Source organism: Amycolatopsis sp. NPDC114478 (assembly GCF_055633805.1).
Map to the genome: position 1 here is coordinate 470,165 of NZ_JBVKDO010000002.1, position 26,375 is coordinate 496,539.

Annotated in this window: 28 protein-coding genes; 20 read left to right on the forward strand and 8 right to left on the reverse strand. The window is 72.8% G+C overall.

The features are described from left to right. The first annotated feature begins 27 nt into the window (after positions 1 to 27). From ACZ7OH_RS06850 to prcA, 3 genes are all read left to right on the forward strand, one after another. Complete coding sequence (locus tag ACZ7OH_RS06850) at positions 28 to 222, forward strand: ubiquitin-like protein Pup (RefSeq protein WP_013226725.1); 195 nt, start codon at positions 28 to 30, stop codon at positions 220 to 222. Positions 223 to 333: 111 nt separating this feature from the next. Beyond that, on the forward strand, positions 334 to 1,188 hold the full coding sequence (gene prcB, locus ACZ7OH_RS06855) for a proteasome subunit beta (RefSeq protein WP_400907318.1): 855 nt from the start codon (positions 334 to 336) through the stop codon (positions 1,186 to 1,188). 54 nt (positions 1,189 to 1,242) lie between these two features. Continuing rightward, positions 1,243 to 2,046, forward strand: a complete 804-nt coding sequence (gene prcA, locus ACZ7OH_RS06860) for a proteasome subunit alpha (protein ID WP_470279968.1) — start codon at positions 1,243 to 1,245, stop codon at positions 2,044 to 2,046. A 49-nt stretch (positions 2,047 to 2,095) separates the two neighbouring features. On the opposite strand, the gene ACZ7OH_RS06865 is transcribed toward prcA, so the two are convergent. The 3 genes from ACZ7OH_RS06865 to ACZ7OH_RS06875 form a co-directional block, all read right to left on the reverse strand. Next, positions 2,096 to 2,872 carry a class I SAM-dependent methyltransferase gene (locus tag ACZ7OH_RS06865; protein ID WP_470279969.1) on the reverse strand — a complete coding sequence of 259 codons (777 nt, stop codon included), beginning with the start codon at positions 2,870 to 2,872 and terminating at the stop codon, positions 2,096 to 2,098. A 31-nt stretch (positions 2,873 to 2,903) separates the two neighbouring features. Continuing rightward, entirely contained in the window at positions 2,904 to 4,106 is a 1,203-nt protein-coding gene (locus ACZ7OH_RS06870) for an alpha/beta hydrolase (RefSeq protein ID WP_470279970.1), read from the reverse strand. A 103-nt stretch (positions 4,107 to 4,209) separates the two neighbouring features. After that, positions 4,210 to 5,634, reverse strand: coding sequence for a phosphatase PAP2 family protein (locus ACZ7OH_RS06875; RefSeq protein WP_470280318.1), 1,425 nt, complete (start codon positions 5,632 to 5,634; stop codon positions 4,210 to 4,212). 199 nt (positions 5,635 to 5,833) lie between these two features. Here ACZ7OH_RS06875 and pafA point away from each other — a divergent pair, with 199 nt between their 5' ends. Next, positions 5,834 to 7,192, forward strand: a complete 1,359-nt coding sequence (pafA, locus tag ACZ7OH_RS06880) for a Pup--protein ligase (protein WP_470279971.1) — start codon at positions 5,834 to 5,836, stop codon at positions 7,190 to 7,192. Positions 7,193 to 7,255: 63 nt separating this feature from the next. Further along, complete coding sequence (locus ACZ7OH_RS06885; RefSeq protein ID WP_470279972.1) at positions 7,256 to 8,278, forward strand: WD40/YVTN/BNR-like repeat-containing protein; 1,023 nt, start codon at positions 7,256 to 7,258, stop codon at positions 8,276 to 8,278. On the opposite strand, the gene ACZ7OH_RS06890 is transcribed toward ACZ7OH_RS06885, so the two are convergent. Together ACZ7OH_RS06890 and ACZ7OH_RS06895 are read right to left on the reverse strand one after the other, a co-directional pair. Continuing rightward, entirely contained in the window at positions 8,275 to 8,973 is a 699-nt protein-coding gene (locus tag ACZ7OH_RS06890) for an SDR family oxidoreductase (protein ID WP_470279973.1), read from the reverse strand. The genes ACZ7OH_RS06885 and ACZ7OH_RS06890 overlap by 4 nt on opposite strands. 21 nt (positions 8,974 to 8,994) lie before the next feature. Further along, a complete protein-coding gene (locus ACZ7OH_RS06895; protein WP_470279974.1) occupies positions 8,995 to 9,918 on the reverse strand; it encodes an NADP-dependent oxidoreductase in 924 nt (307 codons plus the stop codon). Positions 9,919 to 10,025: 107 nt separating this feature from the next. Here ACZ7OH_RS06895 and ACZ7OH_RS06900 point away from each other — a divergent pair, with 107 nt between their 5' ends. The 7 genes from ACZ7OH_RS06900 (at position 10,026) to ACZ7OH_RS06930 (ending at position 14,943) form a co-directional block, all read left to right on the forward strand. Next, positions 10,026 to 10,457: a winged helix-turn-helix transcriptional regulator gene (locus ACZ7OH_RS06900; RefSeq protein ID WP_470279975.1), complete on the forward strand. Its 432-nt coding sequence runs from the start codon at positions 10,026 to 10,028 to the stop codon at positions 10,455 to 10,457. 10 nt (positions 10,458 to 10,467) lie between these two features. After that, positions 10,468 to 11,451, forward strand: coding sequence for a helix-turn-helix transcriptional regulator (locus ACZ7OH_RS06905; RefSeq protein WP_470279976.1), 984 nt, complete (start codon positions 10,468 to 10,470; stop codon positions 11,449 to 11,451). Then, the gene (locus tag ACZ7OH_RS06910) at positions 11,448 to 12,428 is read left to right on the forward strand and encodes a helix-turn-helix transcriptional regulator (RefSeq protein ID WP_470279977.1); all 981 of its coding nucleotides are present in this window, start codon (positions 11,448 to 11,450) and stop codon (positions 12,426 to 12,428) included. The genes ACZ7OH_RS06905 and ACZ7OH_RS06910 overlap by 4 nt, the downstream gene beginning before the upstream one ends. Positions 12,429 to 12,438: 10 nt before the next feature. Then, positions 12,439 to 12,651, forward strand: a complete 213-nt coding sequence (locus ACZ7OH_RS06915) for a bacteriophage holin (protein ID WP_400907288.1) — start codon at positions 12,439 to 12,441, stop codon at positions 12,649 to 12,651. 61 nt (positions 12,652 to 12,712) lie between these two features. After that, complete coding sequence (tatA, locus tag ACZ7OH_RS06920) at positions 12,713 to 13,003, forward strand: Sec-independent protein translocase subunit TatA (RefSeq protein ID WP_470279978.1); 291 nt, start codon at positions 12,713 to 12,715, stop codon at positions 13,001 to 13,003. An 84-nt stretch (positions 13,004 to 13,087) separates the two neighbouring features. Continuing rightward, on the forward strand, positions 13,088 to 14,062 hold the full coding sequence (gene tatC, locus ACZ7OH_RS06925; protein WP_470279979.1) for a twin-arginine translocase subunit TatC: 975 nt from the start codon (positions 13,088 to 13,090) through the stop codon (positions 14,060 to 14,062). Next, complete coding sequence (locus tag ACZ7OH_RS06930; protein WP_470279980.1) at positions 14,062 to 14,943, forward strand: diacylglycerol/lipid kinase family protein; 882 nt, start codon at positions 14,062 to 14,064, stop codon at positions 14,941 to 14,943. Before tatC ends, ACZ7OH_RS06930 begins: the two co-directional genes overlap by 1 nt. Here ACZ7OH_RS06930 and ACZ7OH_RS06935 read toward each other — a convergent pair. Further along, complete coding sequence (locus ACZ7OH_RS06935) at positions 14,940 to 15,503, reverse strand: hypothetical protein (protein WP_470279981.1); 564 nt, start codon at positions 15,501 to 15,503, stop codon at positions 14,940 to 14,942. The two genes, ACZ7OH_RS06930 and ACZ7OH_RS06935, sit on opposite strands and share 4 nt — an antisense overlap. 149 nt (positions 15,504 to 15,652) lie before the next feature. Here ACZ7OH_RS06935 and ACZ7OH_RS06940 point away from each other — a divergent pair, with 149 nt between their 5' ends. The 4 genes from ACZ7OH_RS06940 to ACZ7OH_RS06955 all read left to right on the forward strand — a co-directional run bounded on the left by ACZ7OH_RS06940 (position 15,653) and on the right by ACZ7OH_RS06955 (position 21,930). Then, positions 15,653 to 18,451: a DEAD/DEAH box helicase gene (locus ACZ7OH_RS06940; protein WP_470279982.1), complete on the forward strand. Its 2,799-nt coding sequence runs from the start codon at positions 15,653 to 15,655 to the stop codon at positions 18,449 to 18,451. A 160-nt stretch (positions 18,452 to 18,611) separates the two neighbouring features. Further along, positions 18,612 to 19,382 carry a DUF4333 domain-containing protein gene (locus tag ACZ7OH_RS06945; RefSeq protein WP_470279983.1) on the forward strand — a complete coding sequence of 257 codons (771 nt, stop codon included), beginning with the start codon at positions 18,612 to 18,614 and terminating at the stop codon, positions 19,380 to 19,382. A gap of 71 nt (positions 19,383 to 19,453) precedes the next feature. Then, entirely contained in the window at positions 19,454 to 20,656 is a 1,203-nt protein-coding gene (locus ACZ7OH_RS06950) for a GNAT family N-acetyltransferase (RefSeq protein ID WP_470279984.1), read from the forward strand. A gap of 56 nt (positions 20,657 to 20,712) precedes the next feature. After that, positions 20,713 to 21,930 carry a GNAT family N-acetyltransferase gene (locus tag ACZ7OH_RS06955; protein ID WP_470279985.1) on the forward strand — a complete coding sequence of 406 codons (1,218 nt, stop codon included), beginning with the start codon at positions 20,713 to 20,715 and terminating at the stop codon, positions 21,928 to 21,930. Here the strand turns inward: ACZ7OH_RS06955 and ACZ7OH_RS06960 are convergent. Beyond that, positions 21,927 to 22,874: a 5'-3' exonuclease gene (locus ACZ7OH_RS06960; RefSeq protein WP_470279986.1), complete on the reverse strand. Its 948-nt coding sequence runs from the start codon at positions 22,872 to 22,874 to the stop codon at positions 21,927 to 21,929. The genes ACZ7OH_RS06955 and ACZ7OH_RS06960 overlap by 4 nt on opposite strands. A 184-nt stretch (positions 22,875 to 23,058) precedes the next feature. Here ACZ7OH_RS06960 and ACZ7OH_RS06965 point away from each other — a divergent pair, with 184 nt between their 5' ends. From ACZ7OH_RS06965 to ACZ7OH_RS06980, 4 genes are read left to right on the forward strand one after another with little or no spacing between them, the layout of a single operon-like run. After that, positions 23,059 to 24,201 carry a M24 family metallopeptidase gene (locus tag ACZ7OH_RS06965; RefSeq protein ID WP_470279987.1) on the forward strand — a complete coding sequence of 381 codons (1,143 nt, stop codon included), beginning with the start codon at positions 23,059 to 23,061 and terminating at the stop codon, positions 24,199 to 24,201. After that, positions 24,198 to 24,653, forward strand: coding sequence for an Lrp/AsnC family transcriptional regulator (locus ACZ7OH_RS06970; protein ID WP_400907257.1), 456 nt, complete (start codon positions 24,198 to 24,200; stop codon positions 24,651 to 24,653). The genes ACZ7OH_RS06965 and ACZ7OH_RS06970 overlap by 4 nt, the downstream gene beginning before the upstream one ends. A gap of 46 nt (positions 24,654 to 24,699) precedes the next feature. Then, positions 24,700 to 24,924, forward strand: coding sequence for a hypothetical protein (locus ACZ7OH_RS06975; protein ID WP_400873520.1), 225 nt, complete (start codon positions 24,700 to 24,702; stop codon positions 24,922 to 24,924). Further along, the gene (locus ACZ7OH_RS06980) at positions 24,911 to 25,210 is read left to right on the forward strand and encodes a hypothetical protein (RefSeq protein ID WP_086682453.1); all 300 of its coding nucleotides are present in this window, start codon (positions 24,911 to 24,913) and stop codon (positions 25,208 to 25,210) included. The genes ACZ7OH_RS06975 and ACZ7OH_RS06980 overlap by 14 nt, the downstream gene beginning before the upstream one ends. Positions 25,211 to 25,292: 82 nt before the next feature. Here the strand turns inward: ACZ7OH_RS06980 and ACZ7OH_RS06985 are convergent, their stop codons facing one another. Then, complete coding sequence (locus ACZ7OH_RS06985; protein WP_470279988.1) at positions 25,293 to 26,372, reverse strand: GDSL-type esterase/lipase family protein; 1,080 nt, start codon at positions 26,370 to 26,372, stop codon at positions 25,293 to 25,295. Positions 26,373 to 26,375 lie beyond the last annotated feature (3 nt).

Sequence of the window (26,375 nt, forward strand, 5' to 3'; positions counted from 1 at the left end):
GAAACATCAGCCAGACCGGGAGGCGAGATGGCCCAGGAAAAGATCGAAAAGCACGGCGGTGGTGACTCCGACGAGGAGTTCGACGACACCGGCGCGGCGGGTCAGGAGCGGCGCGAGAAGCTCGGCGAGGACGTGGACACGATCCTGGACGAGATCGACGACGTGCTCGAAGAGAACGCCGAGGACTTCGTCCGGGCCTACGTGCAGAAGGGCGGCGAGTAAGCCGCTCGGGCGCCGCGCCCTTGCCGACCGTTCAGCCGGCGGCCGGGGCCCCGCGTGACGGCTGGCCGCACGCGGGGCTTCGGCCCGCACAGATGGGATTTTTGAGCACGTATGGACAACACCAGGGGCATCTCGGGTCCCGCGCTGCCGGCCGCGTACTTCTCGTCGGCGACGTCGTCGTTTTCGGACTTCCTGCGCGAGCAGGCGCCTGAGCTGCTCCCCCAGCGGAAGGTGTCGCCGGGCGTGGCGGAGCTGGGTGTGCCGCACGGGACGACGATCGTCGCCTGCACCTTCGCGAGCGGGGTGCTGATCGCGGGTGACCGGCGGGCGACGTCGGGGAACCTGATCGCGAGCCGGGACATCGAGAAGGTGCACGTCACCGACGAGTACTCGGCCGTGGGCATCGCGGGCACGGCGGGGCTGGCCGTGGAGATGGTGCGGCTGTACGCCGTGGAGCTCGCGCACTACGAGAAGATCGAGGGCGTTTCGCTGTCGCTGGACGGCAAGACGAACAAGCTGGCCGGGATGGTCAAGGGCAACCTCGAGATGGCGATGGCCGGGCTGGCGGCCATCCCGCTGTTCGTGGGGTACGACCTGGAGGCCGAGGACGCCAAGCACGCCGGGCGGATCGTCTCGTACGACGCCGCGGGCGGGCGCTACGAGGAGAACGGCGGCTACGCGGGCATCGGCTCGGGTTCGCTGTTCGCGAAGTCCGCGCTGAAGAAGCTGCACGACCCGGACGCCGACGCCGAGGGCGCGATCCGCGTCGCGGTGGAAGCGCTGTACGACGCGGCCGACGACGACACCGCGTCGGGCGGGCCGGACCTGGTGCGGCGGATCTTCCCGAGCGTCGTGACGATCACCGCCGAGCACGGGGCCGTGCAGCTGCCCGAGTCGGAGACCGCGGCGGTCGCGGAAGCCGTCGTGGCGGGGCGGATCGAACGCCAGCAGCGCCGGCTTTCCTGACGCGGGCGGAGAACCAGTGAACGTGGAACCACCGGAAGACCTGGAGCGCACACCGTGACGATGCCGTTGTATGCCTCTCCCGAGCAGCTGATGCGGGAGCGTTCCGAGCTGGCGCGCAAGGGCATCGCGCGCGGCCGGAGCGTCGTGGTGCTGAAGTACGCGGGCGGCGTGCTGTTCGTGGCGGAGAACCCCTCGGCCACGCTGCACAAGGTGTCCGAGATCTACGACCGGATCGGCTTCGCCGCGGTCGGGCGCTACAGCGAGTTCGAGAACCTGCGCGTGGCGGGCATCCGGCACGCGGACCTGAAGGGCTACCAGTACGACCGGCGTGACGTGAGCGCGCGGGCGCTGGCGAACGCGTACGCGGCGACCCTGGGCAGCATCTTCACCGAGCAGCTGAAGCCGTTCGAGGTGGAGGTCTGCGTGGCGGAGGTCGGGGCGAGCTCGGCGGAGGACCAGCTGTACCGGCTGACCTACGACGGGTCGATCTTCGACGAGCCGCAGTACATCGTGATGGGCGGCCAGAACGAGAAGATCGCGGCGAAGCTGAAGGAGACGTTCGAGGACGGCCTGGACCTGCAGGCGGCTCTGGGGGTGGCGGTGGCCGCGCTGCGGACGCCGACCCAGCCGTCGACGTCCTCGACGGCGTCGTCGAGCTCCTCGGCGTCCTCGTCCGCGTCGTCCGCTTCGGCGAACGGCAACGGCGAGGCCGACCCGATCAAGCTGGAGGTGGCGGTGCTGGACCGCGACCGCCCGCGCCGGTCGTTCCGCCGCCTGACGGGCACGGCGCTGGACTCGCTGCTGCCGGTGCCGGACCCGGTGGGCGAGGAGCCGGAGAGCAAGCCGGAAGGCGAGTAACAACTCACGGAGGCGGGGGCGTGGCCGGGTGGCCGCGCCCCCGCCTTCGTCATGCGGGCCGCCGGGCGATGGCGAGCAGGTGCGCGCTGGCGTGGATGAGCAGCGGGTCCTGTTCGACGATTCTCGCCGCCCGCGCCGCGGCTTCGACGCGGTGCGGGAACTCCGTCAGGCCCGCTTCGTCCAGTGCGGGCCAGGAAGGCCCTTCGACCCCGAAGACGGCGGTGCCGGTGAAGCCCGCCGCGGTCACTTCGTCGCGGAGTTCGGCCGCGGTGTGCCAGTGGGTGGGGACGAAGCCGACATGACCGTCGTACGCGCCGGTCTGCACGACGGCGCGGACCGGCTCGGCGAGCGCGTCGGTCAAGGTGCCCGCGGCGCCGGTCTCCAGCACGGACAGGTAGCGGCTGATGCCCGCCGCCGCGAGGAGACCGCCCGGGCGCAGGACCCGCCACGCCTCGGACAGCGCGCGAGCGCGCGCCGCCGGCTCGACGAGGTGGTACAGCGGACCCAGGAGCAGAACCACGTCTTGCGACGCGTTCCCGGCGGTGAGGTCCCGGGCATCGCCGGCTTCGGCGGTGACGCCGGGCAGCGCCGCCGCTTCGGCGACGTGGGCGGGCACGACGTCGACCAGGTGCACCCGGTGCCCGTCGGCGGCCAGCCAGGCCGCGTGAACGCCCGTGCCGCCGCCGACGTCGAGCACCCGGGAGCGCCCGGGCAGGAAGCGCCGCAGGAGCTCCCGCGTCCGCAGGAACTCGAGCCTGCCGTGCGGGGTGCGGGCGAGGCGGGTGTCTTCGGCCGGGCCGGTCAGGTAGTGCGTCTCGAGGTCCATGTCCCAGGGTCTCGGACGCCTCAACCGGATTTCAGGACGTGGCGGGGGAGGCCCGGAAGTTCTGGTCGGCGAACGCCAGCAGGTACGGCAGCGTCGCCCGGGCCGTGTGCCACGTGTGGTTGAACCCCCGCTCCGCGTGGACCACCGCGTCCTGGCCGCGGGCGTGCAGGGCGTCGGCGATCCGGCGGGCCGTCGTGACGTCCGTGGGCGCGCCGGTGCCGACCGCGAGCATCACCGAGATCTTCGCCGGGAAGTTCATCGTGGGGAGGTACCGCCGCGGGGTGTTCGCCGCGATCGCCGCCTTGTTGCCGTCCAGCACCCCGACCGAGTCGTTCAGGTCGTCGTACGGGAGGGCGATCAGCAGCGTGCCGAACTCGTCGACGTGGTGCAGGCCGATGTTCAACGCGCCGAAGCCGCCGCCGGACATGCCGCCCAGCGCGCGGTGGCCGCGGTCGGCGACCGTGCGGTAGCGCTGGTCGATCGCCGGGACCACCGTGCGCGCCAGGTACGTCTCCAGCTGCGGGCCGCCCGGGACGTCGAGGCACTCCCAGTCCGTGCTGGGCACCCCGGCCGTCAGGTCGACGCTCACCACGATCATCGGCTCGATCACGTGCGCCTGCTGCAGGGCCACCAGCGTGCCGGGCGCGTCGCCCGAGGTCAGCCAGTCGCGCGGGCCGCCGAAGGGGTAGCCGTGGATCAGGTAGACGACCGGGTAGCGGCGGGTCGCGTCAGCGGAGTAGCCCGGCGGGAGGACGACGTAGTTCGCGCCGGACGGGACGCCGTGCGCGGGGTCGGGGAGGTTCACCACGTCGATCCGCTGGCCGGCGGCCGCTTTGCCCGCACCGGGGCGCGACACCGCCGAGTCCGACTCCGACGGTGCCTCCTTGCCGTCGTCGAGCAGGCGCCCGGCCAGGTTGACGGGGCCGGGGCCCTTCTGCAGCAGTCGCGCGAGGTCGTCCGACGTGCGGACGTACCCGACGTAGCTGTTCAGGGCAGTTACTCCGGCGAGCAGCAACAGGACGCCGAAGGCGGTGAAGCCCCAGCGGCGGATCCGGCGCCGGCGCCACAGCGCGATGACGGCGGCGAGGACCGCGACGGCGGCGGAGGCGAAGGTCAGCCAGATCAGCGGCGACTCGAATGGGCCCAGGTCACGGGCGCGGGCGGTGATGTCGCCGGGCAGCACCGGATCGGTGCCGGCCCGGTGGATGCCGCTCGCCAGGCCGTACCAGTCCATCCACACCCCGTTCGTCCCCCGGCCGCGGGCAGGGTTGCCCGCAACTCGATCAAGACGCTAGCCAGGGGACGCTGAGGGTTCGTTGAGAAAAGGTAAAGCATTATTAAAGACGGTAGATGGTCAGCGCGCTCGGGCGGGAGCGGAAGCGGAACCGGTTGCCCAGCGGCCCGACCTCGCCGTCGGTGGCGACGCGGCGGTGGCCGTCCAGGAGCTCGACGTCCAGCTCGGCGACGTCGAGCTCCTGGTAGACGTGGCTCGCCGCCAGGGTGCGGGTGACCATCGCCAGCAGGAACCGGGCCCGCGAGTAGGGCAGGTCGGCGCGCAGGTACCGGACGTCGAGCAGTCCGGTGTCGAGCGCGGGCCGCCGGCTGGGCGCGAAGCCCTTCGGCGCGTACGTGCCGTTGCCGACGAACAGCAGCCAGACCTGCGTGCGCTTGCCGTTGAGCCGCACGGTCAGTGGCCGGGCGTGGCGCAGCGTGCGGGCCAGCGCGATCGCGGCCGAGGGCCACTTGGGGTGCTTCTCCTGGAGCTTCTCGCGCAGCCGGACCATCTCCGGGTAGCCGCCGAGGCTCGCGGTGTTGACGAACCAGCGGTGCGCGGTGCCGTCACCGCCCTCGATCTCGACCTCGCCGAGGTCGATGCCGACGGCGTTGCCGAGCTCGGTCGCCGCGTCGGCGTCGGGCATCGAGCTGACGCCGATGTCGCGCGCGAAGTGGTTGAGCGTCCCCGCCGGGATCAGTGCGAGCGGCAGGTCGCGTTCGGCGGCGACCGAGGCGACCGCCGCGACCGTGCCGTCGCCACCTGCTACGCCGAGCGCGCGCACCGTCCCGCGGGCGTCGATCTCGGCTTCGAGCTGGGCGCGCAGGTCCCGGTCGGGGTCCGGGTAGAGGATCTCGGCCTTGGGCCAGGCGTACCGGGCCTCGTCGGTCGGGTCCTGGCCGTCGAGCCCGGACTTCGGGTTGACCAGCACGAGCATGTCGTCGCCGTCGACCATCTCCGGCGCGTCCGCGTCGTGGGCGGTGCGGGCCGGGACGTCGTCGTGCAGCGGCCACCAGTGCCGGGTGGCCAGGCCGACGCCGACGCCGATGCCCAGGCCGACGCCCACGTCGGAGGGCCAGTGGACGCCGGTGTGGACCCGCGAGTAGGCCACGGCCAGCGCGAGCGGCGCCACGGCGAGGCCGGCGCGCGGCGACTCCATCGCCACCGCCGTCGCGAAGGCGGCCGCGGAGGCGGAGTGACCCGACGGGAACGACGACGACGTCGGGCGTTTCCGCAGGCGGCGGCGCACGGGTGTCTCCTCCTCGGCCGGGCGGCGGCGCGGGAAGAGCGGCTTGCCGATCAGGTTGGCGGCGGCGCTGGCCCCGGCGATCGCGACGACCCCGCGCAGCGCCGCGCGCCGCGTGGGGCCCTTGCGCGCCGCGAGCAGCGCCGCGACGCCCCACCAGAGGCGGGACTTGTTCGCCGATCTGGACAGCGCCATCAGCGCGTCGTCGGCTTTCGTGGCCGGGAGGGCGGCGCTGCGCCGCATCAGGGCGCGGTCGGTGCGCCCGACCCGCCGGAAGGCCTGGATCAGCTGGTGTGTCAAGGAGTCGCCTTCCCGAAGTCGTCAAGAGCAGTGCTCCAATCGTGCCTGAATCGGGGAGTTTTCACCGTCTGTGGCAGACCGGGGGCGTGTCGACGCCCGAACGGCGCACCGTCGGAGGGGGTGCAGCGCCTACTCTGGTGGGATGCAGCGGCGGATCTTTGGCATCGAGACCGAGTTCGGGGTCACGTGCACCTTCCACGGACAGCGCAGGCTCTCGCCCGACGAGGTGGCGCGCTACCTCTTCCGGCGGGTCGTCTCGTGGGGACGCTCATCGAACGTCTTCCTGTCGAACGGCTCCCGGCTCTACCTGGACGTCGGCTCGCACCCCGAGTACGCGACGGCCGAGTGCGACGACCTCGTCCAGCTGGTCACCCACGACAAGGCCGGGGAGCGCATCCTCGAGGACCTGCTGGTCGACGCCGAACGACGGCTCGCCGACGAGGGCATCGGCGGCGACATCTTCCTGTTCAAGAACAACACCGACTCCGCGGGCAACTCCTACGGCTGCCACGAGAACTACCTGGTGACCCGCGCGGGTGAGTTCTCGCGGATCGCGGACGTGCTGCTGCCGTTCCTGGTGACCCGGCAGCTCATCTGCGGCGCCGGCAAGGTGCTGCAGACCCCGCGCGGGGCGGTCTACTGCCTCTCCCAGCGTGCGGAGCACATCTGGGAGGGCGTCTCCAGCGCGACCACGAGGTCGCGGCCCATCATCAACACCCGCGACGAGCCGCACGCCGACGCCGAGCGCTACCGGCGCCTGCACGTCATCGTGGGCGACTCGAACATGGCCGAGCCGACGACCATGCTCAAGGTCGGCTCGGCGAATCTGGTGCTCGAGATGATCGAGGCCGGCGTCCAGTTCCGCGACTTCACCCTGGACAACCCGATCCGGGCGATCCGCGAGATCAGCCACGACCTCACCGGCCGCCGCCAGGTGCGTCTCGCCGGCGGGCGCGAGGCCTCGGCGCTGGACATCCAGCGCGAGTACCACGCTCGCGCCGTCCAGCACATCAAGGAAAACGGCTCGACCGCGGCGAACGAGCGCGTCGTCGAGCTGTGGGGCCGCGCGCTGGACGCGGTCGAGCAGCAGGACTTCGGCAAGATCGACACCGAGATCGACTGGGCGATCAAGCACCGGCTGGTCGAGCGCTACCGGCACAAGCACGACCTGGACCTGTCCAGCCCGCGCATCGCGCAGCTCGACCTGGCCTACCACGACATCCGCCGGGGCCGGGGCATCTTCGACCTGCTCCAGCGCAAGGGCCTGGTCCGCCGGGTCACCGACGACGGCGAGATCGAGGCCGCCAAGGACACCCCGCCCCAGACGACCCGCGCGAAGCTGCGCGGCGACTTCATCGCCGCCGCCCAGGCCGCGGGCCGCGACTTCACGGTCGACTGGGTGCACCTGAAGCTGAACGACCAGGCCCAGCGCACGGTCCTGTGCAAGGACCCGTTCCGCTCGGTCGACGAGCGCGTCGAACGCCTGATCAGCTCGCTCTAGCCCGGCCTGCCCGCCCGGTGTTCCCTACGAAAGTCGCCGGGCGGGTGCGGCAGGATCTCCGGCATGCGTGTCGTGCTGCTCGTGTGCGCCCTGCTGGTTTCGCTGTCCGCCCCGGCGTCGGCGGGTGAGCACCGGCCGGCTTGGGACCTCAAGGCGACCGGGGTGACCGCCCAGTTCCGCGGCCTGTCCGCCGTCAGCGCGCGGGTGGCGTGGGTCAGCGGCACCCAGGGGACCGTCCTGCGCACCACCGACGGCGGCGCCACCTGGAAGTCCGTGGGTCCGCCGGGCACCGAAGCCCTCCAGTTCCGCGACATCGAAGCCTTCGACGCCGACCACGCCGTGGTGCTGTCGATCGGGCCCGGAACCGACTCCCGCGTCTACCGGACCGACGACGGTGGCGCGCACTGGCGGCAGACGTTCCAGAACACCGACACCGCGGCGTTCTACGACTGCCTCGCCTTCTTCGACCCGTGGCGCGGGCTCGCGATGAGCGACCCGGTCGACGGGCGGTTCCGCGTCCAGGCCACCTTCGACGGCGGCCGCAGCTGGCGGCAGGTCCCCGACAGCGGCTTCCCGCCCGCGTTGCCCGGTGAGGCCGGGTTCGCGGCCAGCGGCCAGTGCATCACCACGTCGGGGCCGTTCGACGCCTGGCTCGCCACCGGCGGCGGCGCGACCGCCCGCGTCCTGCACTCCGGCGACGGCGGCCGCCACTGGAGCGCCTCCGACACGCCGTTGCCGAGCAGCGCGTCGGCCGGCGTGTTCGCCCTCGCGTTCCGGAACCCGCGCCAGGGCGTCGCGATCGGCGGCGACTTCGCGAACCCGACCGCGCCCGGCCCCGCCGTCGCCCTGACCGGGGACGCCGGCCGGACCTGGCGCACCCCGGCGCAGTACCCGGCGGGGTACCGCTCCGGGGTCGCCTGGCGCGGCGGCACGCTCCTGGCCGTCGGCCCGGGCGGCAGCGACTACAGCCCGGACGGCGGACGGCACTGGACGTCGTTCGACACCGGCAGCTTCGACACCGTCGACTGCACCGGGTCGAGCTGCTGGGCCAGCGGCGTCCAGGGGCGCGTGGCCCGGCTCCGCTAGAGCACCTGGCCGGTCGGGCGGACCATGATCTCGTTGACGTCGACCGACGGCGGCTGCGACAGCGCGTACAGCGCCGCGCGGGCGATGTCGTCCGCGTGCAGGTTGGGTTTCTTGCGCTGCTCGTCGCTGAGGATGTCGGTGTCGGTCATGCCGGGGTTGATCAGCGTGACGCGCACGCCGGTGCCGACGGCCTCCTCCCGGATCGCGCCGGCCAGCCCGGTCACGGCCCACTTCGTCACCGAGTACAGGCTGGCGTTGCGGATGTAGCGCCCGGCGACCGAGCCGGTGATGAGCAGGTGCCCGGCCGACTCCCGCAGCGCGGGCAGCACGGCGCGGGCGGTGTAGGCCGCGCCGAGGACGTTGGTGCGCACCATCGGCTCCCAGGCCCGCGGGTCGGGGTCGTCGTCGCCGAAGAACGACGTGCCGACGCCGATCCCGGCGTTGGCGAAGGCCGCGTCGAGCCGGCCGAACCGCTCGACGGTCGCGGCGACGGCACCGGAGATGGCCGGCCAGTCGCCGACGTCGGCGCCGAGGGCGAGGGCGTTGTCCTCGCCGAGCTCGGCGGCGAGGGACGTGACGGACTCGGCCTTGCGGGCGACGAGAGCGACCTTGAACCCGGAGGCGGCGGCGAGGCGCGCGCTGGCGGCCCCAAGTCCGCGTGAGGCACCCGTGATGAGAAGAACGCGATCATCCATGCCGCCCAGGCTAGGGAGAATTCACGGGGTCAGCACGAGCCGGCCGCGCAGGCCGCCCGCGGCCAGCCGTTCGTGGGCTTCGGCGGCCCGCGTCAGCGGCAGCACGCCGGCGACGCGCGGGGGAAGGGTTTCGGCCAGCTCGGCCAGCCGTTCGCCGTCGGCGCGGATCCAGACGTTCCGCACGCGGATCCCGCGCAGGGTGATCGGGGCGGCTCCGGCGGCGAAGGCGACGAACTCGCCGCCGCCGCGGACCGCGTCGAGCGCGTCCAGGCCGAGCAGGGCGGTGTCGAGGACGGCGTCCACCCCGCCCGGCACGGGCCCGCGCACGCGGTCGCCGAGTGCGGGGCCGCGGGGGAGGAATTCGTCCGCGCCGAAGCCGCGGACGAGGGCTTCGTCGGCCTCGGACGCGACGGCGACGACCCGCAGCTTCCGGGCGTGGGCCAGCGCGACGGCGTACCCGCCGACCGCGCCCGCCGCGCCGGTGACCAGGACGGTCCCGTCGGTTTCGACGAGGTCGAGCGCCTGGGCGGCGGTGAGGGCGTTGAGCGGGAGGGTGGCCGCTTCGACAGCGGATATGCCGGTGGGCGTGAGGGCGACAGCCGACGCGTCCAGCACGATCTGCTCGGCGTACGCGCCCAGGGGAGTGGCGATCCGGTCACGCAGTCCGATGACGGCGTCGCCGACCTGGAAAGGCGGGCGCTGCTCGGCCGGGCCGCCGACCGCGTCGACCACTCCCGCCACATCCCACCCCAGTCCGAGCACCTCCCGCGGCGGGATCACCCCGGCCCCGGTCAGGATCCCGGCGCGGGTCGCGAGATCCACCGGGTTCACCGCGGCCGCCGCCACCCGGATCCGGACCTGCCCCGGACCGGGCTCCGGCACCGGCACCTCCACCGACTCCAGCACCTCGGGACCCCCGAACCGCCGGACCACGATCGCCCGCATCGAACACTCCTCACCCACCGGAAACCTTCCCCGCGAACCTATGGGGAGCTACTCTCCATCGGGAAGTACGCGCCCACAGGTTCCCCACGTACCAGGAGGTTCGCCCGGTGCCCACGCGCACGGCGGAACAGCGGCGGCTGGCCGAAAAGGCCGCCTACGACGCCTACCTCGCCGCCTGCCCCACCCGGAAGCTGCTCGACGAGATCGCCGGCAAGTGGGTCAGCCTGGTCCTCGTCGCGCTCGGTGACGGGCCGCGGCGCTACAGCGACCTTTCGCGGCGCATCGCCGGGGTCAGCCAGAAGATGCTCACCCAGACCCTGCGGGTGCTCGAACGCGACGGGCTCATCCGCCGCGAGGTGACCGCGTCGGTGCCCGTCCGCGTCGACTATTCCCTTACGCCGCTGGGGGAAAGCCTGCGCGCGCTGATGGCCGGGTTCAAGGACTGGGCCGAGGCGAACTTCGACGCCGTCAGCACCGCCCGCGCCGATTACGACGCGCGCACCCTGGACCTCACGATCGGGCCGGGCGGCGCGGGCTAGGCTCTACCGGGTGTCCACCGCACGCGCCGAACGGCTGGTCAATCTGGTACTGGCCCTCTTGTCCACCCGGCAGTACCTCACTGCCGAGCGGATCCGCGGCATCGTGCCCGGGTACGGCGACGCGGCCAGCGACGACGCCTTCTTCCGGACGTTCGAGCGCGACAAGACCGAGCTCCGCGAGCTAGGCATCCCCCTCGAGACCGGCCGCAACTCCGCCTTCGACGCCATCGAGGGCTACCGCATCGCCCGCCGCGACTACGAGCTCGGCGAGATCGACCTGGCCCCCGACGAAGCCGCCGCCGTCGCGCTCGCGTCCCGGCTGTGGGACTCGCCGGAGCTGACCGGGCAGGCCCAGGGCGCCCTCGTGAAGCTGCGCGCCGCCGGGCTGGAGGTCGACGACCAGGCCCCCACCGTCGTCGAGCCGCGCGTGCGGGCCGAGCCGGCGTTCGGCCCCCTGCTGGCCGCGGTGCAGAACGGCCAGGCCGTCCGCTTCGAGTACCGCCGCAGCGGCTCGCCCGAACGCATCATGCGCACGCTCGAACCCTGGGGTGTGGTGTCGTGGCGGGCCCGCTGGTACGTCGTCGGGCACGACCGCGACCGAGGCGCCACCCGCTGCTTCCGCCTTTCGCGCGTCACCGGCCAGGTCCGGACGGTCGGCAAGCCCGGCGAGGTGCAGCGCCCCGAGGGCGTCAACCTGCTCAAGCTCGTCTCGGTGACGGGGGAGTCCGAACCGGCGCCGGTGACCATCGCGCGGCTGTGGGTCGCCGACGGCCGCGCCGCCGGGGTCCGCCGCCGCGGCACCGTCGTCGGCCGGTCCACCATCGACGGCGAAGAGGGCGACCTCGTCGAGGTCGGGCTCTACTTCCCGGAGTCGGCGGCCGACTGGATCACCGCGCAGGGCCCGGACGTCGTCGTGCTCGAACCCGACGTGCTGGCCAAGACCGTCCAGGACCGGCTCGAAGCCGTCGTGGCCCGGCAGGGGAGCGGCCGGTGAGCGGGTCCACCGACCGGATGCCGAGACTGCTCGCGCTCGTCCCGTACCTGCTGGCGCGCCCGGGCATCCGCGTCGACGAAGCCGCGCAGGACTTCGACGTCACGCCGAGGCAGCTGCGCAAGGACCTCGAGCTGCTGTGGATGTGCGGGCTGCCGGGCTACGGGCCCGGCGACCTGATCGACCTGTCCTTCGAGGGCGACACGATCGTCGTCACCCACGACGCCGGGATGAACCGCCCGCTGCGGCTCACCGGCGGCGAGGCCACCGCGCTGCTGGTCGCGCTGCGGGCGCTGGCCGAGACGCCGGGGGTGCTCGACGGCGACGCCGTCCGCCGTTCCATCGCCAAGATCGAGGCCGCCGCCGGGCAGGCCCAGCCGGCCGGCGTGGTCGTCGGCGGCGGGGTGCGCGAGGGCAAGAAGACCGCGCGGACCCGCGAGGAGGTCGCCCGCGCGCTGCAGGACCGGCGGGCGGTGCGGATGCGCTACTACACCGCGTCCAAGGACCAGATCACCGAGCGCACGGTCGACCCGATGCGGCTGCTGATCGTCCAGGCGGTCGGCTACCTCGAGGCCTGGTGCCGCCGCGCGGAAGGCGTCCGGCTGTTCCGGCTCGACCGGATCGACGACCTGACGATCCTCGACGAGCCCTCGCGCCCGCCCGCGCACGCGCACCCGACCGACATTTCGGAAGGCGTCTTCCGCGAGCGTCCCGACCAGCGGGAGGCGGTGCTCGTCCTCGACCCGGACGCACGCTGGGTAGCCGAGTACTACCCGTGCGAGGAGCTCGACGAGCTCGACGGCGGCCGGCTGCGGATCCGGATGCGCTACGCCGACCAGTCCTGGATGGTGCGCCTCGTGCTGGGGTTGGGCGGAGAAGTGCTGGTGGAGAGCCCGGCCGACCTCGCGTCGGACGTCGGACGCCGCGCGGCCGACGCCGTGGCCCGAGCCCGTCACCTTCCGTCAACCTGCGACCACTAGGGTGATCGACGTGCCGTACCTGCCCACCGTCGCGCTCGCCGCGCTCGGCCTGCTGCTGCTCGTGGTCCTGCTGGTGCGGACCGGCAAGGTCTTGCGTGGTTTCCGGCAGACCGCAAGCATGGTGGCTACGAACACCCAGGACCGGGCCGGTTTGCTCCGCGCCCGGTCGGCCGCGCTGCGCGTCGCCTTCGCGGAGCGCCGCCGGAAACCGGAAAACCAGTAACATCCCTACCAGACGCAGATAGGAGGCCATCTTGTTCGCCAACGGATTGCAAGGATGGCATTTGATCATCTTGGTGCTGCTCGTCGTGCTGCTGTTCGGGGCCAAGCGGCTTCCCGATGCGGCGCGGTCGATCGGCAAGTCCATGAAGATCTTCAAGGCCGAGACCAGGGACCTCGCGGGCGACAAGAGCACCTCGCACGAGGACGCCGAGCCGGTCGAGACGAAGCAGATCCCGGCCACGCCCGCCCCCGCCGGCGCGACCGACCAGCAGGTCGCCGACCTGCAGCGGCAGCTCGACGAGCTGAAGAAGCAGCAGCAGGCGGCCGACCAGCCGCAGAAGAACGCCAGCTGACGGCTGGGCCACACCCGGTCCCTGGTCCACGGAGCGCGCCGGCCCGGCGCGCTCCGGCGGACTCCGACGAGAACGGAACACCCCGTGGCGGAACCCGCCTCCGGAAACGGCACCAGCCGCCGGTCGAAGCGGCGCAAGCGTAGCCGTCGCACCAACCCCGACGGCACGATGACGCTCATCGAGCACATCTACGAGTTCCGCCGCCGTCTCGGCTTCGCGATGCTCGCCGTCGTCATCGGCGGCATCATCGGGTTCTTCTGGTTCAGCACCAAGGTCGGCGTGATCCCGTCGCTCGGCGAGATCATCAAGGACCCGTACTGCGCCATCCCGCCGGACCGGCGGCTCAACGGCGCCCAGGGCTGCCAGCTGCTGCAGACCGTGCCGTTCGAAGCGTTCATGATCCAGCTGAAGGTCGGCCTCGCCGCCGGTGCGGTGCTGTTCTCGCCGATCTGGCTGTACCAGATCTGGGCCTTCATCGCGCCGGGCCTGTACACGAAGGAACGCAAGTACGCGCTGACGTTCGTCGGGTTCGCGTCGGTGCTGTTCGCCGCGGGCGCGGTGCTCGCCTACATCCTGTTCCCGCACGCGCTGCAGCTGCTCATGGGCTTCGGCCAGGGCGAGTTCATCACGGCGCTGACGGCGGACAAGTACATCTCGTTCATGCTGTCGCTGCTGATCATCTTCGGGATCAGCTTCGAGCTGCCGCTGCTGGTGGTCATGCTCAACCGCGTCGGCGTGGTCAAGTACCGGCAGCTGAAGAAGTGGCGCCGCGGGATCGTGTTCGGGCTGTTCGTCTTCGCCGCGTTCGCGACCCCGGGTTCCGACCCGTTCTCGATGCTCGGCCTGGCCGGCGCGCTGACCGTGCTGTTCGAGCTGTCCATCCAGCTCGCGCGCATCCACGACCGCAAGAAGGACCGGGAACGCGCGGACGAGGGCTGGGACCAGCTCGACGACGACGAGGCCGCTCCGTTCAACTACACGCCGAGCACGATCGACGACGAGCCGTCCGCCCCGACCGCGTCCGGCGGCCGGTCCTCCGGCACCGACGACATCACGTAGTGGGGCTCCACGCCGCGCTCGCCGTGCACCCCGCTTCGGGACACGGCGCGGCCGCCCGGATCGCCGACACCGTCGCCGACCGGCTGCGCACCGCCGTCGACCGCCTCGACGTGCTGGTCGCCAACACGGTCGAGGAGTCCCGCGAGCTGATGCGGACCTCCCACGACGCCGGCCTCGACGTCCTGGTCGTCCTGGGCGGTGACGGCGCCGCCCACCAGGGCGTCCAGTTCTGCGCGAACCACAACGTCGCGCTCGGCCTGGTCCCGGCAGGTACCGGCAACGACTTCGCCCGCGCCCTTGGCGTCCCCGGCGAGCCGCTGCCCGCGGTCGAGGCGCTGGTGGCGGCCCTGAAATCGGGCGCCCGGCGGCGCATCGACCTCGGCCGTCTCGGCGACACCTGGTTCGCGACGGTGCTGTGCGCCGGGTTCGACGCCGGCGTCAACGAGCGCGCCAACCGGATGCGCTGGCCGTCCGGACCGCGCCGCTACGACGTCGCGATCCTCGCCGAACTGGCCGCGTTCCGCTCCCGCCCGGTCGTCGTCGACACCGGCACCGAACGCCTGGAGCTCGACGCGACCCTGGTGGCGGTCGGCAACACCCGCTTCTACGGCGGCGGCGTCCCGATCTGCCCGACGGCCGACCCCGAGGACGGCGTCTTCGACGTGACGGTCGTGGGGGACCTGACCCGCCGCGGCCTGATCCGCATGCTGCCCGGCCTGCGCACGGGCAAGCACCTCACGCACCCGGCGGTCCGGACGCTGCGCGCCCGGTCGGTCTCCCTGGCGGGCAACAGCTGGCCGGCCTACGCCGACGGCGAGCCGCAGGGGAGCGTCCCGGTGACGGTCAGCTGCGTCCCGGGTGCCCTGACCGTCCTGGCCTAACGCTCGTAACCGCCGGCGCGGGCCACGAGCTGCCGGAAGTGCGCCGGCGTCAGCAGCCGCCCGGCGTCGGCGAAGTACACCCCGCCGCAGCGGTGGCAGAACCAGCCCTGCTCCCACACCTGCCGCGCCGCCGGCACCCCGCGGCGCTGACGCCGGTGGGCCCGCACCCGCCGGACGTACAGCCAGATCACCACACCCGCGGCGACGTACACGCACAACGCGGGCAACGAGATCACCGCGATGCCCAGCGCCCCGCCCGGCGGCGGGTCGTCCAGCGACGAGAGCGGCAACGCCAGGAAGCAGCTCCCGACCAGCACCAGCGCGATGACCGCCGCCACCAGGCCGCCGCTCCGGCGCGGGGGAGGGAAGGGATCCAGCGACCGGGCCACCGCCGACACCGAAACCCCGCTGACCTGGCTGCTCGTGTAGACCAGCCCGTCCCCGGTGGGTACCGCCACCGTCGGCCCCTGCCCCCGGAAGAACTCATGTCCGCCCTGGTAGACGGCGGGCACGTGCTGCACCTGGTCCAGCTGCCCGCAGCTCGGACACGGTTCGGTCATGCAGCCTCCGACGCCGCCGCATCCGCACCGGTTCCCTGTGTATAACGACCTATACGGCGGCCGGTAAGTGTGAGCACCGCCGCGCGGTGCTCACACAAAAAAGAAGCAAGGACCGCCGACGGTCACGCGGCGTGCGGACCGGCGGGGGGATGTGGAACCCTGACGAGGTGGCCAGTAGCCCTTCTCCCTCCCCGGCCGAGGCCTATGCGGCCTCCTCGCGCCGGGGCCGGTACCCCCAGTTGACCCGCTTCGCCGCGGAGGCGTCCTTCGAATTCGACGAGTTCCAGATTCGCGGGTGCGAGGCCCTCGAGGGCGGCCACGGCGTGCTCGTCTGCGCGCCGACCGGGGCCGGCAAGACCGTCGTCGGGGAGTTCGCCGTGCACCTGGCGCTCGCCGAGGGGCGCAAGTGCTTCTACACCACGCCCATCAAGGCGCTGTCGAACCAGAAGTACGGCGACCTCGTCGCCCGCTACGGCGCGGACGCGGTCGGCCTGCTGACCGGCGACACCTCGATCAACGGCAACGCCCAGGTGGTCGTGATGACCACCGAGGTGCTGCGGAACATGCTCTATTCGGGTTCCTCGACGATCACCGACCTCGGCTACGTCGTCATGGACGAGGTGCACTACCTCGCCGACCGGTTCCGCGGGGCGGTGTGGGAAGAGGTGATCCTGCACCTGCCCGAGCACGTCCGGGTGGTCGGGCTGTCGGCGACGGTCAGCAACGCCGAGGAGTTCGGCGAGTGGCTGGTCGAGGTCCGCGGCGACACGACCGTCGTCGTCGACGAGCACCGGCCGGTGCCGCTGTGGCAGCACATGCTGGTCGGGAACCGGCTGCTCGACCTGTTCGCCGGGGACGACGTCCACGCGCCCGGGGCGGAGCTGCGGATCAACCCGACCCTGCTGCGGCGCACCGAGGAGATCGGCCGCCAGTACGCGCCCGCCGGGTTCCGCGGCGGGCCGCGCGGGCGCCGGGGCCCGCAGTCGCGGATGCCGCGGTTCCGGCCGCCGTCTCGGGTCGACGTCGTGGAGCAGCTGGACCGGGCCGGGCTGCTGCCGGCGATCGTGTTCATCTTCTCCCGGGCCGGGTGTGACGCCGCGGTGGCCCAGTGCGTCCGGTCGGGGCTGCGGCTCAACGGACCGGGCGAGGTCGAGGAGATCCGCCAGGTCATCGAGGAGCGGACGGCGGACCTGCCCGAGGGCGACCTCGGCGTGCTCGGTTACTGGGAGTGGCGGGAGGCGCTGGAGCGCGGGATCGCCGGGCACCACGCCGGGCTGCTGCCGGCGTTCAAGGAGACCGTCGAGGAGCTGTTCGTCCGCGGCTTGGTGAAGGTCGTGTTCGCGACCGAGACGCTCGCGCTCGGGATCAACATGCCGGCCCGCACGGTCGTGCTGGAGCGGCTGGTCAAGTACAACGGTGAGGCGCACGTCGACCTGACGCCGGGGGAGTACACGCAGCTGACCGGCCGGGCCGGGCGGCGGGGGATCGACGTCGAAGGGCACGCCGTCGTGGCGTGGCAGCCGGGGGTCGACCCGAAGCAGGTCGCCGGGCTGGCCTCGACGCGGACCTACCCGCTGCGGTCGTCGTTCCGGCCCGGCTACAACATGGCCGTCAACCTGGTCGCCCAGGTCGGTGCGGCGGAGGCGCGGGAGCTGCTGGAACAGTCGTTCGCGCAGTTCCAGGCCGACCGGTCGGTGGTCGGCACGGCCCGGCGGATCGAGCGGAACAAGGAGGCCCTGAAGGGCTACGCGGCCGCCATCACCGGCGACTTCGACGAGATGCTCGAGTACGTCGAGCTGCGCGCGAAGATCTCGACGCGGGAGAAGGCGCTGTCGCGGCAGAACACCGCGGTGCGCCGGGCGGGGACGGCGGAGTCGCTGGAGAAGCTGCGCAAGGGCGACGTCATCGCGGTGCCCGCGGGCCGGCGGGCCGGGCTGGCCGTGGTCGTCGACCCGGGGCTGGACCCGATCCGGGAGCCGCGTCCGGTGGTGGTGACCGAGGACCGGTGGTCGGGGCCGTTGTCGGTGGCCGACTTCCCGGCACCGGTCGAGGCGCTGGGGCGGATCAAGCTGCCCAAGCACATCGAGCTGCGGTCGCCGAAGACGCGCCGGGACATCGCCTCGACGCTGCGCAACGCCGGGATTTCCTTGCCGGGCAGGCAGAAGCGGCGGTCGGGGGCGAACGAGGACGGCGAGCTGGCGGCGTTGCGGCGGGCGTTGCGGGCGCACCCGTGCCACGGGCTGGCCGAGCGCGAGGCGAACCTCCGCTGGGTCGAGCGGTACCAGCGGCTCGCGGCGGAAACCCAGCAGCTGGAACGGAAGGTCGCCGCGACGACGCACTCGCTGGCTCGGTCGTTCGACCGGATCCTGGCTTTGCTGGGGGAGCGCGGGTACCTGGGGCCCGAGTCGGCCGGGGACGGCGAGGACCGCGTCACCGAGCACGGGCGCCGGCTGACCCGGCTCTACAGCGAGTCGGACCTGCTGGCCGCGGAGTGCATCCGCCACGGCGTGTGGCGCGGTCTCGGGGCGGCCGAGCTGGCGGCGGTCGTCTCGACGCTGGTGTTCGAAGCCCGGCGTGACACCGCGGGTGAGCCGCGGCTGCCGGGTGGTGCGGTGCCGGAGGCGTGGCAGGAGACGGTGAAGCTGTGGGTGGACCTCACCGAGGACGAGCGGCGCCACCGGCTCGACCGCACCCGCGAGCCCGACGCGGGGTTCGCGTGGCCGGTCTACCGCTGGGCGCGCGGGGAGTCGCTGGAGAAGGTGCTCACGGCGGCCGAGGCCAACGGGCAGGAGCTGTCGGCGGGAGACTTCGTGCGCTGGTCGCGTCAGGTGATCGACCTGCTCGACCAGATCCGGGACGTGCTCGGCAAGGCCGACCCGGTGGGCGCGGCGGCGGCGGACGCGGTGAAGGCGCTGCGCCGGGGTGTCGTGGCCGCGGGCGCCGCGTGAACTCTGTGTTAGCCCTGCTCCGGACGGGGCAGCGCATCGAGCGTGGACACGTGTGCTCGGCTCCGACCTGTGGTTGGATCGCCTGCAACACCGTGCGTACGCGGCTTTACGGCGGTTTCGGGGTGGACAGTGAGATGAGCGAAGCAGGCGGAGGCAGACGATGAGCACGCCGTATGGCGGCAACGACCCACAGCAGCCCCAGTACGGGCAGCAGCCGGGCGGCGCGTACCCCCCGAGCGGCCCGCAGGAGCAGCCGCAGTGGGGTCAGCAGCAGCCGCCTTCGTACGACCCGAACCAGCAGCAGCCGTGGGGCCAGCCGCAGCAGCCCCAGCAACCGCAGCAGTGGGGCCAGCAGCCCGGGGGGTACACGCCGCCGCAGCAACCGCAGTGGGGTCAGCAGCCGCCCCCCTACGGGCAGCAGCCCGGGGGTGGTTACCCGCAGAGCGGCCCGCAGGCCCAGCCGCAGTACGGGCAGCAGCCGGGCGGGGCGTACCCGCAGAGCGGGCCCCAGCAGCAGCCGCAGTACGGCCAGCAGCAGCCGGGCCAGTACGACTACGGCCAGCAGCAGTACCCCGGCCAGGGCGCGCCGGAGGGCGAGCAGCCGGCGAAGTCGAAGAAGGGCCTGCTGATCGGCGTCATCGTGCTGGTCGTGGTCGTCGCGGTGGTCGGCGTCCTCGGCTTCGTGACACCCGGCTTCTTCAAGACGCAGGTCTTCAACAACACGCAGATGCAGACCGACGTGCAGAAGCTGCTCACCGAGACGTACAAGATCGACGGGGTCACCGGCGTGACCTGCCCGGCCGAGCAGAAGGTCCAGGACGGCACGAAGTTCGAGTGCACCGCGACCATCGCGGGCAAGCCGACGCAGATCCCGATCACGGTCAAGGGTGACGGCGGGAACTACGAGGTTTCCCCGCCCGCCACGAAGTAGCTCCACCACGGGATCCGGTCGCCGCGGAATTGCGGTGGCCGGATTCCGTCGTTTCCGGAGATGATCCGGGGATGAGCGACTTCGAGATCCGGACGCTGGACCCCGGTGAGCACCGCGCGGCGAGCAACCTCTTCCGCGCGAGCCTGCACGTGCCGCCGAGTGACGACCAGGACTGGGAGCGCGCGTCCCGGGCGTTCCAGCCCGGCGGGACGATCGGCGCGTTCGACCCGGACCTGATCGGCACGGCCCGTTCGTTCGACGCCGAGCTGACGGCGCCCGGGGGCGCGCGGCGGCCGATGGCGGGGGTCACCGGGGTCGGGGTCCGGGCCGACCGGACCCGCCGGGGCGTGCTGCGGGCGCTGATGACCGCGCAGCTCGAGGACTTCGCCGGGCGTGGGGTCGTGTTCGCGAGCCTGCTCGCGTCCGAGGCGCCGATCTACGGCCGGTTCGGCTACGGCCTGGCCACCCGGTACCGCACCTACACCGTCGACCGGAACCGCGCGCGGCTGGACCCCGCCGCGCCGGCGACCGGCGAACTGGAGCTGCTGGAGCTGGACAAGGCGTTGGAGGTGCTTCCCGGCGTCTACGAGGGCCTGGCGCGGCGTCCCGGGGCGATGTCCCGGCCGGAGGTGCTGTGGCGGCTGTACGAGGGCCAGGCGCGGCGCAGCCCGCAGCCGGTGAAGGCGCTGGTGCACCACGGGCCGGACGGCCCCGACGGCTTCGCCACCTACTTCGTCGACGGGCTGCAGGCGCACCCGTGGACGAAGAGCCTGCGCCTGGTGGACCTGTTCCCGGGCACGCCGGCGGCGTTCGCCGGGCTGTGGCGGTTCCTGCTGGGTGTGGACCTCGTGGACACGATCGTCGCCGAGGCCCGGCCGCTGGACGAGCCGATCGAGCTGATCCTCGCCGACCACCGCCGGAGCACGGTCGACCGGATCGGGGACGAGCACTGGGTCCGCCTGGTCGACGTCCCGGCGGCGCTGTCCGCGCGGGAGTACGGGCACGCCGAACCGGTCGTCGTCGAGGTGACCGACCCGCTGCTGCCGGCCAACAGCGGGACCTACCGGATCACCCCGGACGGCGCCGAGCGCACCGAGGAGCCCGCGGCGCTGCGCCTGGACGTCACCACCCTCGCGATGGTGTACCTCGGGACGTGGCGGGTGTCGGCGCTGGCGGAGGCGGGCCGGATCGAGGTCCGGGACCCGGCCGCGCCGGCCGCCGCCGACCTGCTGTTCGGCACCCGGGTGGCGGCTTGGAGCGGCACGCACTACTGACGCCGCGGGCGGAAATGGAGATGCCGCGGGCGGGGCCGGGCGGCAGGATCGGCGGCATGACCGACTTCGACGTCCGCCCCGTGGCCGAGGACGAGCGCCGCGCCACGTTCGACCTGCTGGGCCGCTCGCTGCACACCAACCGGGTCAGCGACGAGTCCTGGGCCCGGTACGGGGAATCCTGGCCCGCGGCGCACAAGTTCGGCGCGTTCGACGGTGCCACCCCGATCGGGATCGCCAGTTCCTACGACACGGAGATCGCGGTGCCCGGCGGCGGTGTCCTGGCGCTCGGGGCGGTCGACGGCGTCGGCGTCCGCGCCGACCGCACCCGGCGCGGGGTGCTCACCGCGATGATGGCCGCGCAGCTGGAGGACTTCGCCGCGCGCGGGGTTCCGCTGGCCGCCCTGCACGCCAGTGAGCCCACCATCTACGGCCGGTTCGGCTACGGCTCGGCCACGCTCGGCAAGACCTTGTGGGTGCCGCGGCCCGCGGCCCGGCTCCACGACCGCGTGCCGGTGAGCGGGGACGTCCGGATGCTCACGCCCGAGGAGGCCGTGCGGGAGATCCCCGTGCTGTACCGGAAGATCGGGCTGTACCGGCCCGGGATGATCGGGCGGCCGGCCCAGTGGTGGCCGATCGCGCACGACCGGCTCGCCGGGCCGGAGGGCAGCCACGTCGTCGCCGTCCACAGTGGACCGGACGGAGACGACGGGTACGTCGTGTACGACACCGTGGACCGCCGCACGCTGGATTCGCCGGACGCCGGGCCCGTGCTGAAGATCCGCGAGCTGACCGCCGCGAACCCGGCCGCGCACGCCGCGCTCTGGCGGTTCCTGCTGTCGGTGGACCTCGTCTCCGGGATCCGCGGCCGCTACCGCCCGGTCGACGAGCCGCTGGCCCCGACGCTGACCGACCACCGCCACGCGGTCACCGCGGACGTCGAGGACGACCTGTGGCTGCGTCCGGTCGACGTCGCCGCGGCGCTCGCGGCCCGCACCTACCGCGCGGCGGACCCGGTGGTGCTCGCGGTGCGCGACCGGATGCTGCCGGCCAACGCCGGGCACTACGAGGTCGGCCCGGCCGGCGCCCGCCGCACGGACGCCGCCGCGGACCTGGCCCTCGACGTCGACACCCTCGGCATGCTCTACCTCGGGCAGTGGAGCGCGACGGCCTTGGCGCATGCCGGCCGCGTCGAGGTCGTGGACCCCGGTGCGGCGGCGCGTGCCGACGAGCTGTTCACCACGATCGCCGCGCCGTGGTGCGGCACGTACTTCTAGGCGCCGGGCAGGGCCTTGAGGAGGCGTTCGACCGAGTTGCCGAGGTTCCACCGCTCGGCCAGCTCGGCGACGCGGTCCGGGTCGGCGGGGGTGGCGGGCACGGTGTCGGGGCGGGACTGCTCGACCGGCGCGTCGACGGCGACCCGGACCACGGTCGGCGCGACGGCCAGGTAGTCGGCGGCTTCGGAGAGCCGCAACCGCGTCTTCAGGGGGACGCGGTTGTCACTGGCAGCGGAAGCCTTCAGGAGCGCGTCGAGCGACCCGAACTGCGTGATCAGCTTCGCCGCGGTCTTCTCGCCGATGCCGGCGACGCCGGGCAGGCCGTCGGAGGGGTCGCCGCGCATCATCGACATGTCCGCGTAGGCGGGGCCCGCGGTCTCGCGGGGGAGGCTGTAGCGCTCGGCGATCTCGGCGGGCCCGAGCACCTCGGCCTTGGCCCAGCCCTTGCCGACGTAGATGACCGAGGTGGGCGTGGGTTCGGTGCGGACGAGCTGGAAGAGGTCCCGGTCGCCGGTGATCACTTCGACGGGGTCGTTCTTCTCCTTGGTGGCCAGCGCGCCGATGACGTCGTCGGCCTCGTAGCCGGCGGCTTCCGCGGTCGCGAACCCGAAGGCCTCGAGGAGGTCGAGGATGATCGGGACCTGTGGGGTGAGCGTGTCGGGGACCTCTTCGACGTCGGGGCTGCCGCCGCCGGTCTCCTCGGCCACCCGGTGCGCCTTGTAGCTGGGCAGCAGGTCGGTGCGGAACTTCGGCCGCCAGTCGGCGTCGAGGCAGCACACGAGCCGCGAGGGGTGCCGGTCGGTGAGGATCCGCGCGATCGTGTCGGCGAACCCGCGCACGGCGTTGACCTGCGTCCCGTCGGCGGCGCGCATCGAGTCGGGCAGGGCGAAGAACGAACGGAAGTACAGGCTCGCGGAGTCGAGCAGGGCAAGTGGTCCGGTCACCCGCACAGCCTGCCACGCCGGGCGGCGCCGGAGGGGGCGCCACGCATCGGCGGGGGAGGGGAGCGGCTGCGGGGCGTCGCTCGCCGCCGAGTCGCAGCGCCGGTGGGGGAGGTGCGTCACCCGGCCCGGCATGTCGTGGCCCCACGCCGGCCGGCCGCGTCGCCCGCCCCACTAGGCTCGCCTCATGTCGCGCCGTTCCCTCCACACGCCCGCCCCCGACGCCGCCGCCCTCCGGGCCCGCCTGGACCGCGCCCGCACCGCCGCGGCCGCCGCGGACACCGATGCCCTGCTGATCGCGCCCGGGTCCGACCTGCGGTACCTCCTCGGCCAGGCCGGCGGGTCGTTCGAGCGGCTCACCACCCTCGTCGTGCCGGCCGACGGCACGCCCGCGCTCGTCGTGCCGAAGCTGGAGGCCCCCGGTTACGCCGACGTCCCCACCGACGAGCTCGGCGTCGAACTGCTGACCTGGGTGGACGGCGACGACCCGTACAAGCTCGTCGCGGACCGGCTCGGCAAGCCCGGCCGCGTCGCGGTCAGCGACTTCACCCCGGCCCTGCACGTCCTGGCCCTGCGCGCCGCGCTCGGGACCGCGGAGCAGACCCTGGCGGGCCCGGTCGTGCGGGAGCTGCGGATGCGCAAGGACGCCGCCGAGATCGCGTCGCTGCGGGACGCCGGCGCGGCCATCGACCGGGTGCACGCCCGCGTCCACGAGTGGCTGCGGCCGGGCCGCACCGAGGCCGAGGTCGGCGCCGACATCGCCGCGGCCATCGTCGAGGAGGGCCACACCCAGGCCGACTTCGTGATCGTCGGCTCCGGCCCGAACGGTGCCAGCCCGCACCACGACGTCTCCGACCGCGTCATCGAGCGGGGTGACGTCGTGGTCGTCGACATCGGCGGCCCGCTGCCGGCCGGCTACAACTCCGACTCCACCCGCACCTACGCGGTCGGGGCGCCGCGTGACGCCGACGTAGCCGAGACCTACGCGGTGCTGCAGCGCGCTCAGGCCGCCGCGGTGGCCGCGGTGAAGCCGGGCGTGACCGCCGAGGCCGTGGACGCGGCCGCGCGCGACGTCATCGCCGAGGCCGGGTTCGGCGAGTACTTCATCCACCGCACCGGCCACGGCATCGGCCTGGACGTGCACGAGGAGCCCTACATCATCGCCGGCAACGCGCTGCCGCTGGAGCCGGGCATGGCCTTCAGCGTCGAGCCGGGCATCTACCAGCCGGGCCGGTGGGGCGCCCGGATCGAGGACATCGTGATCGTCACCGAGGACGGCGTCGAGCCGGTCAACAACCAGCCGCACGAGCTCGTCGTGCTGGACGCATGACGGCCGGCGGCCTGGAGCCGCTGGACCAGGCGATCGTCCAGGAGCTCGCGGCCGACGGGCGGCGCAGCTTCACCGACCTCGCGGAGCGGGTCGGGCTGTCGGTGTCGGCGGTGCACCAGCGGGTGCGCCGCCTCGAGCAGCGCGGGGTCATCCTCGGCTACACCGCGCGGCTCGACGGCGAGCAGATCGGCCTGCCGTTGACGGCCCTGATCTCGCTGACGCCCAACGACCCGGCCGCGCCGGACGACTACCCGCAGCGGATCCAGCACATCAAGGAGATCGAGTCCTGCTACTCGGTGGCCGGCGACGAGTCCTACATCCTGCTGGTGCGCGTCCCGTCGCCGCTGGGGCTGGAGGACCTGCTGCGCCGGATCCGCGAGGCCGCGAAGGTGTCGACCCGGACGACGGTGGTGCTCTCTACGCCGTTCGAGGGACGTTCGCCGACGTTCTGACACCAGTGCTCCGCCCGGCGGCCGGGGCACTGGTACGGTAAAAGGTATGGCAACACGTAAGGTGACTCTTTCGCTGGACAGCGGGGCTCTGGAATTCGCCGAGCGCGCCGCGAAAGCCCACGGAATCTCGGTCTCGTCCTGGCTGTCGAAGGCGGCCAGGCGCGAGGCGGTGCGCACGGGTTACACCCCGCAGAGGCCGGAGCCGGCCGTCGCGGAATCGGACGAGGCCGAACTGAGCGCGGCCGAGAAGGATCTGCGTGCGCAGGGGTGAAGTCTGGACGTACCACCCCCCGACCGAACCGGCCCGGCAGCGCACCGTCGTGCTGCTGTCCTCGGACGGGGTGAACGAGTCCGAGCGCCCCTGGCTGCTCGGCACGGAGCTCCTCGAACGCGACCCGATGGACATCCTCGGCGTGGCGATCGACGCCCGCTACTGGGTGTCGACGCTCAACCTCACCCGGCTCTACAGGCCGTGGTTCGACGAGCGCCTCGCCGAGATCGACCAGGACGTCCAGGAACGCATCGACATCGCTCTGCGGGCCGCCCTCGATCTTTAACTGTATAACGCCCTATACTACTCAGCAGGCTTGAAAACCACGTCGGCAAGCATCCGACAAAAGCAGAGAAGCGGCCGGAGCCTCAGCGGGCCACGACCTCCGGGGCCGGGTGGAGCTTGCCGTCGGCGCCCGCCAGACAGGAGGCGTTGCCTTCGCGGGCCGCGATGAACTCCGTGATGCAGTTCGCGATCGCCGCGTGGCCGGCCGCGTTGGGGTGGAACGACTCCTGCAGCGCGTGGCCCGCTCGCTCGGCCTGGCCGAGGTCGGCCAGCTGGAGCGTCAGGCGGGTGAACCACTCCGTCGCCGGGTTCGCGCCGCCGCTGCACGCCTCGTGCTTGACGCCGGCCTTGGCGAGGTCGAGGAACCGGGCGCCGGTCTGCTGGGCGGCGGCCTTGAGGCCGGAGGACAGGACGCCGATGCCGGTCTGGGAGATCCAGCGGAGGTCTTCGACCCGGAACGGGCAGCCGTTGAGGGTGCGCAGGTCCTCCGGCAGGTCCGGGCCGATCGGGGCGGCGTAGGACTGCACGATGAGCTGGTAGTCCGCGGGCACGTACCCGGCGGCGGCCAGCACTTTCTTGACGTCGGCGACGGCGGTGGCGACCTTCGGGACCATCGCGTCCACTTTGGACTGCCAGGTTTGCTTGAGCGCGGTGCTGCACGGCGGGCCGCCGGGGTTGAACCACGCTTTGAAGCACTCGGTGACCTGGTTGGAGAACTTGGGTTCGTCGTTGGCGCCGACGGCGATCACGACGGCGGCGACGCGGTGGTCCTTGACGAGGGTGGCCAGCTGCTGGGCTTGCGAGGGTTCGGTCCACTGCTTGACGTCGCCGAGCGCGACCTGTTCGGCGGGGGCGCCGGAGCAGCCGAGGTTGACGTGGGCGGTGATGCCGGGGACGGCGATCTTGTCGACGAAGGCGTTGGGGGACCGGTGGCACCAGTTGCCGCCTTGGCCGTTGGTGGTGGCGGTGTACTGGCCGGCGCCTTCGCCGGAGACGGTGCTGTCGCCCATCGCGACGACGGTGAGGGGGCCGGTGCCGGGTGGGCCTTGGCGGGGTTGGGGGCGTCCGGGTTGGCTTTCGGAGCCGAAGAAGACGAAGAAGCCGGCCAGCAGGGCCACGCAGGCGAGGACCAAGGCCCCCCAGTACCACTTGAGACGTCGCATCGT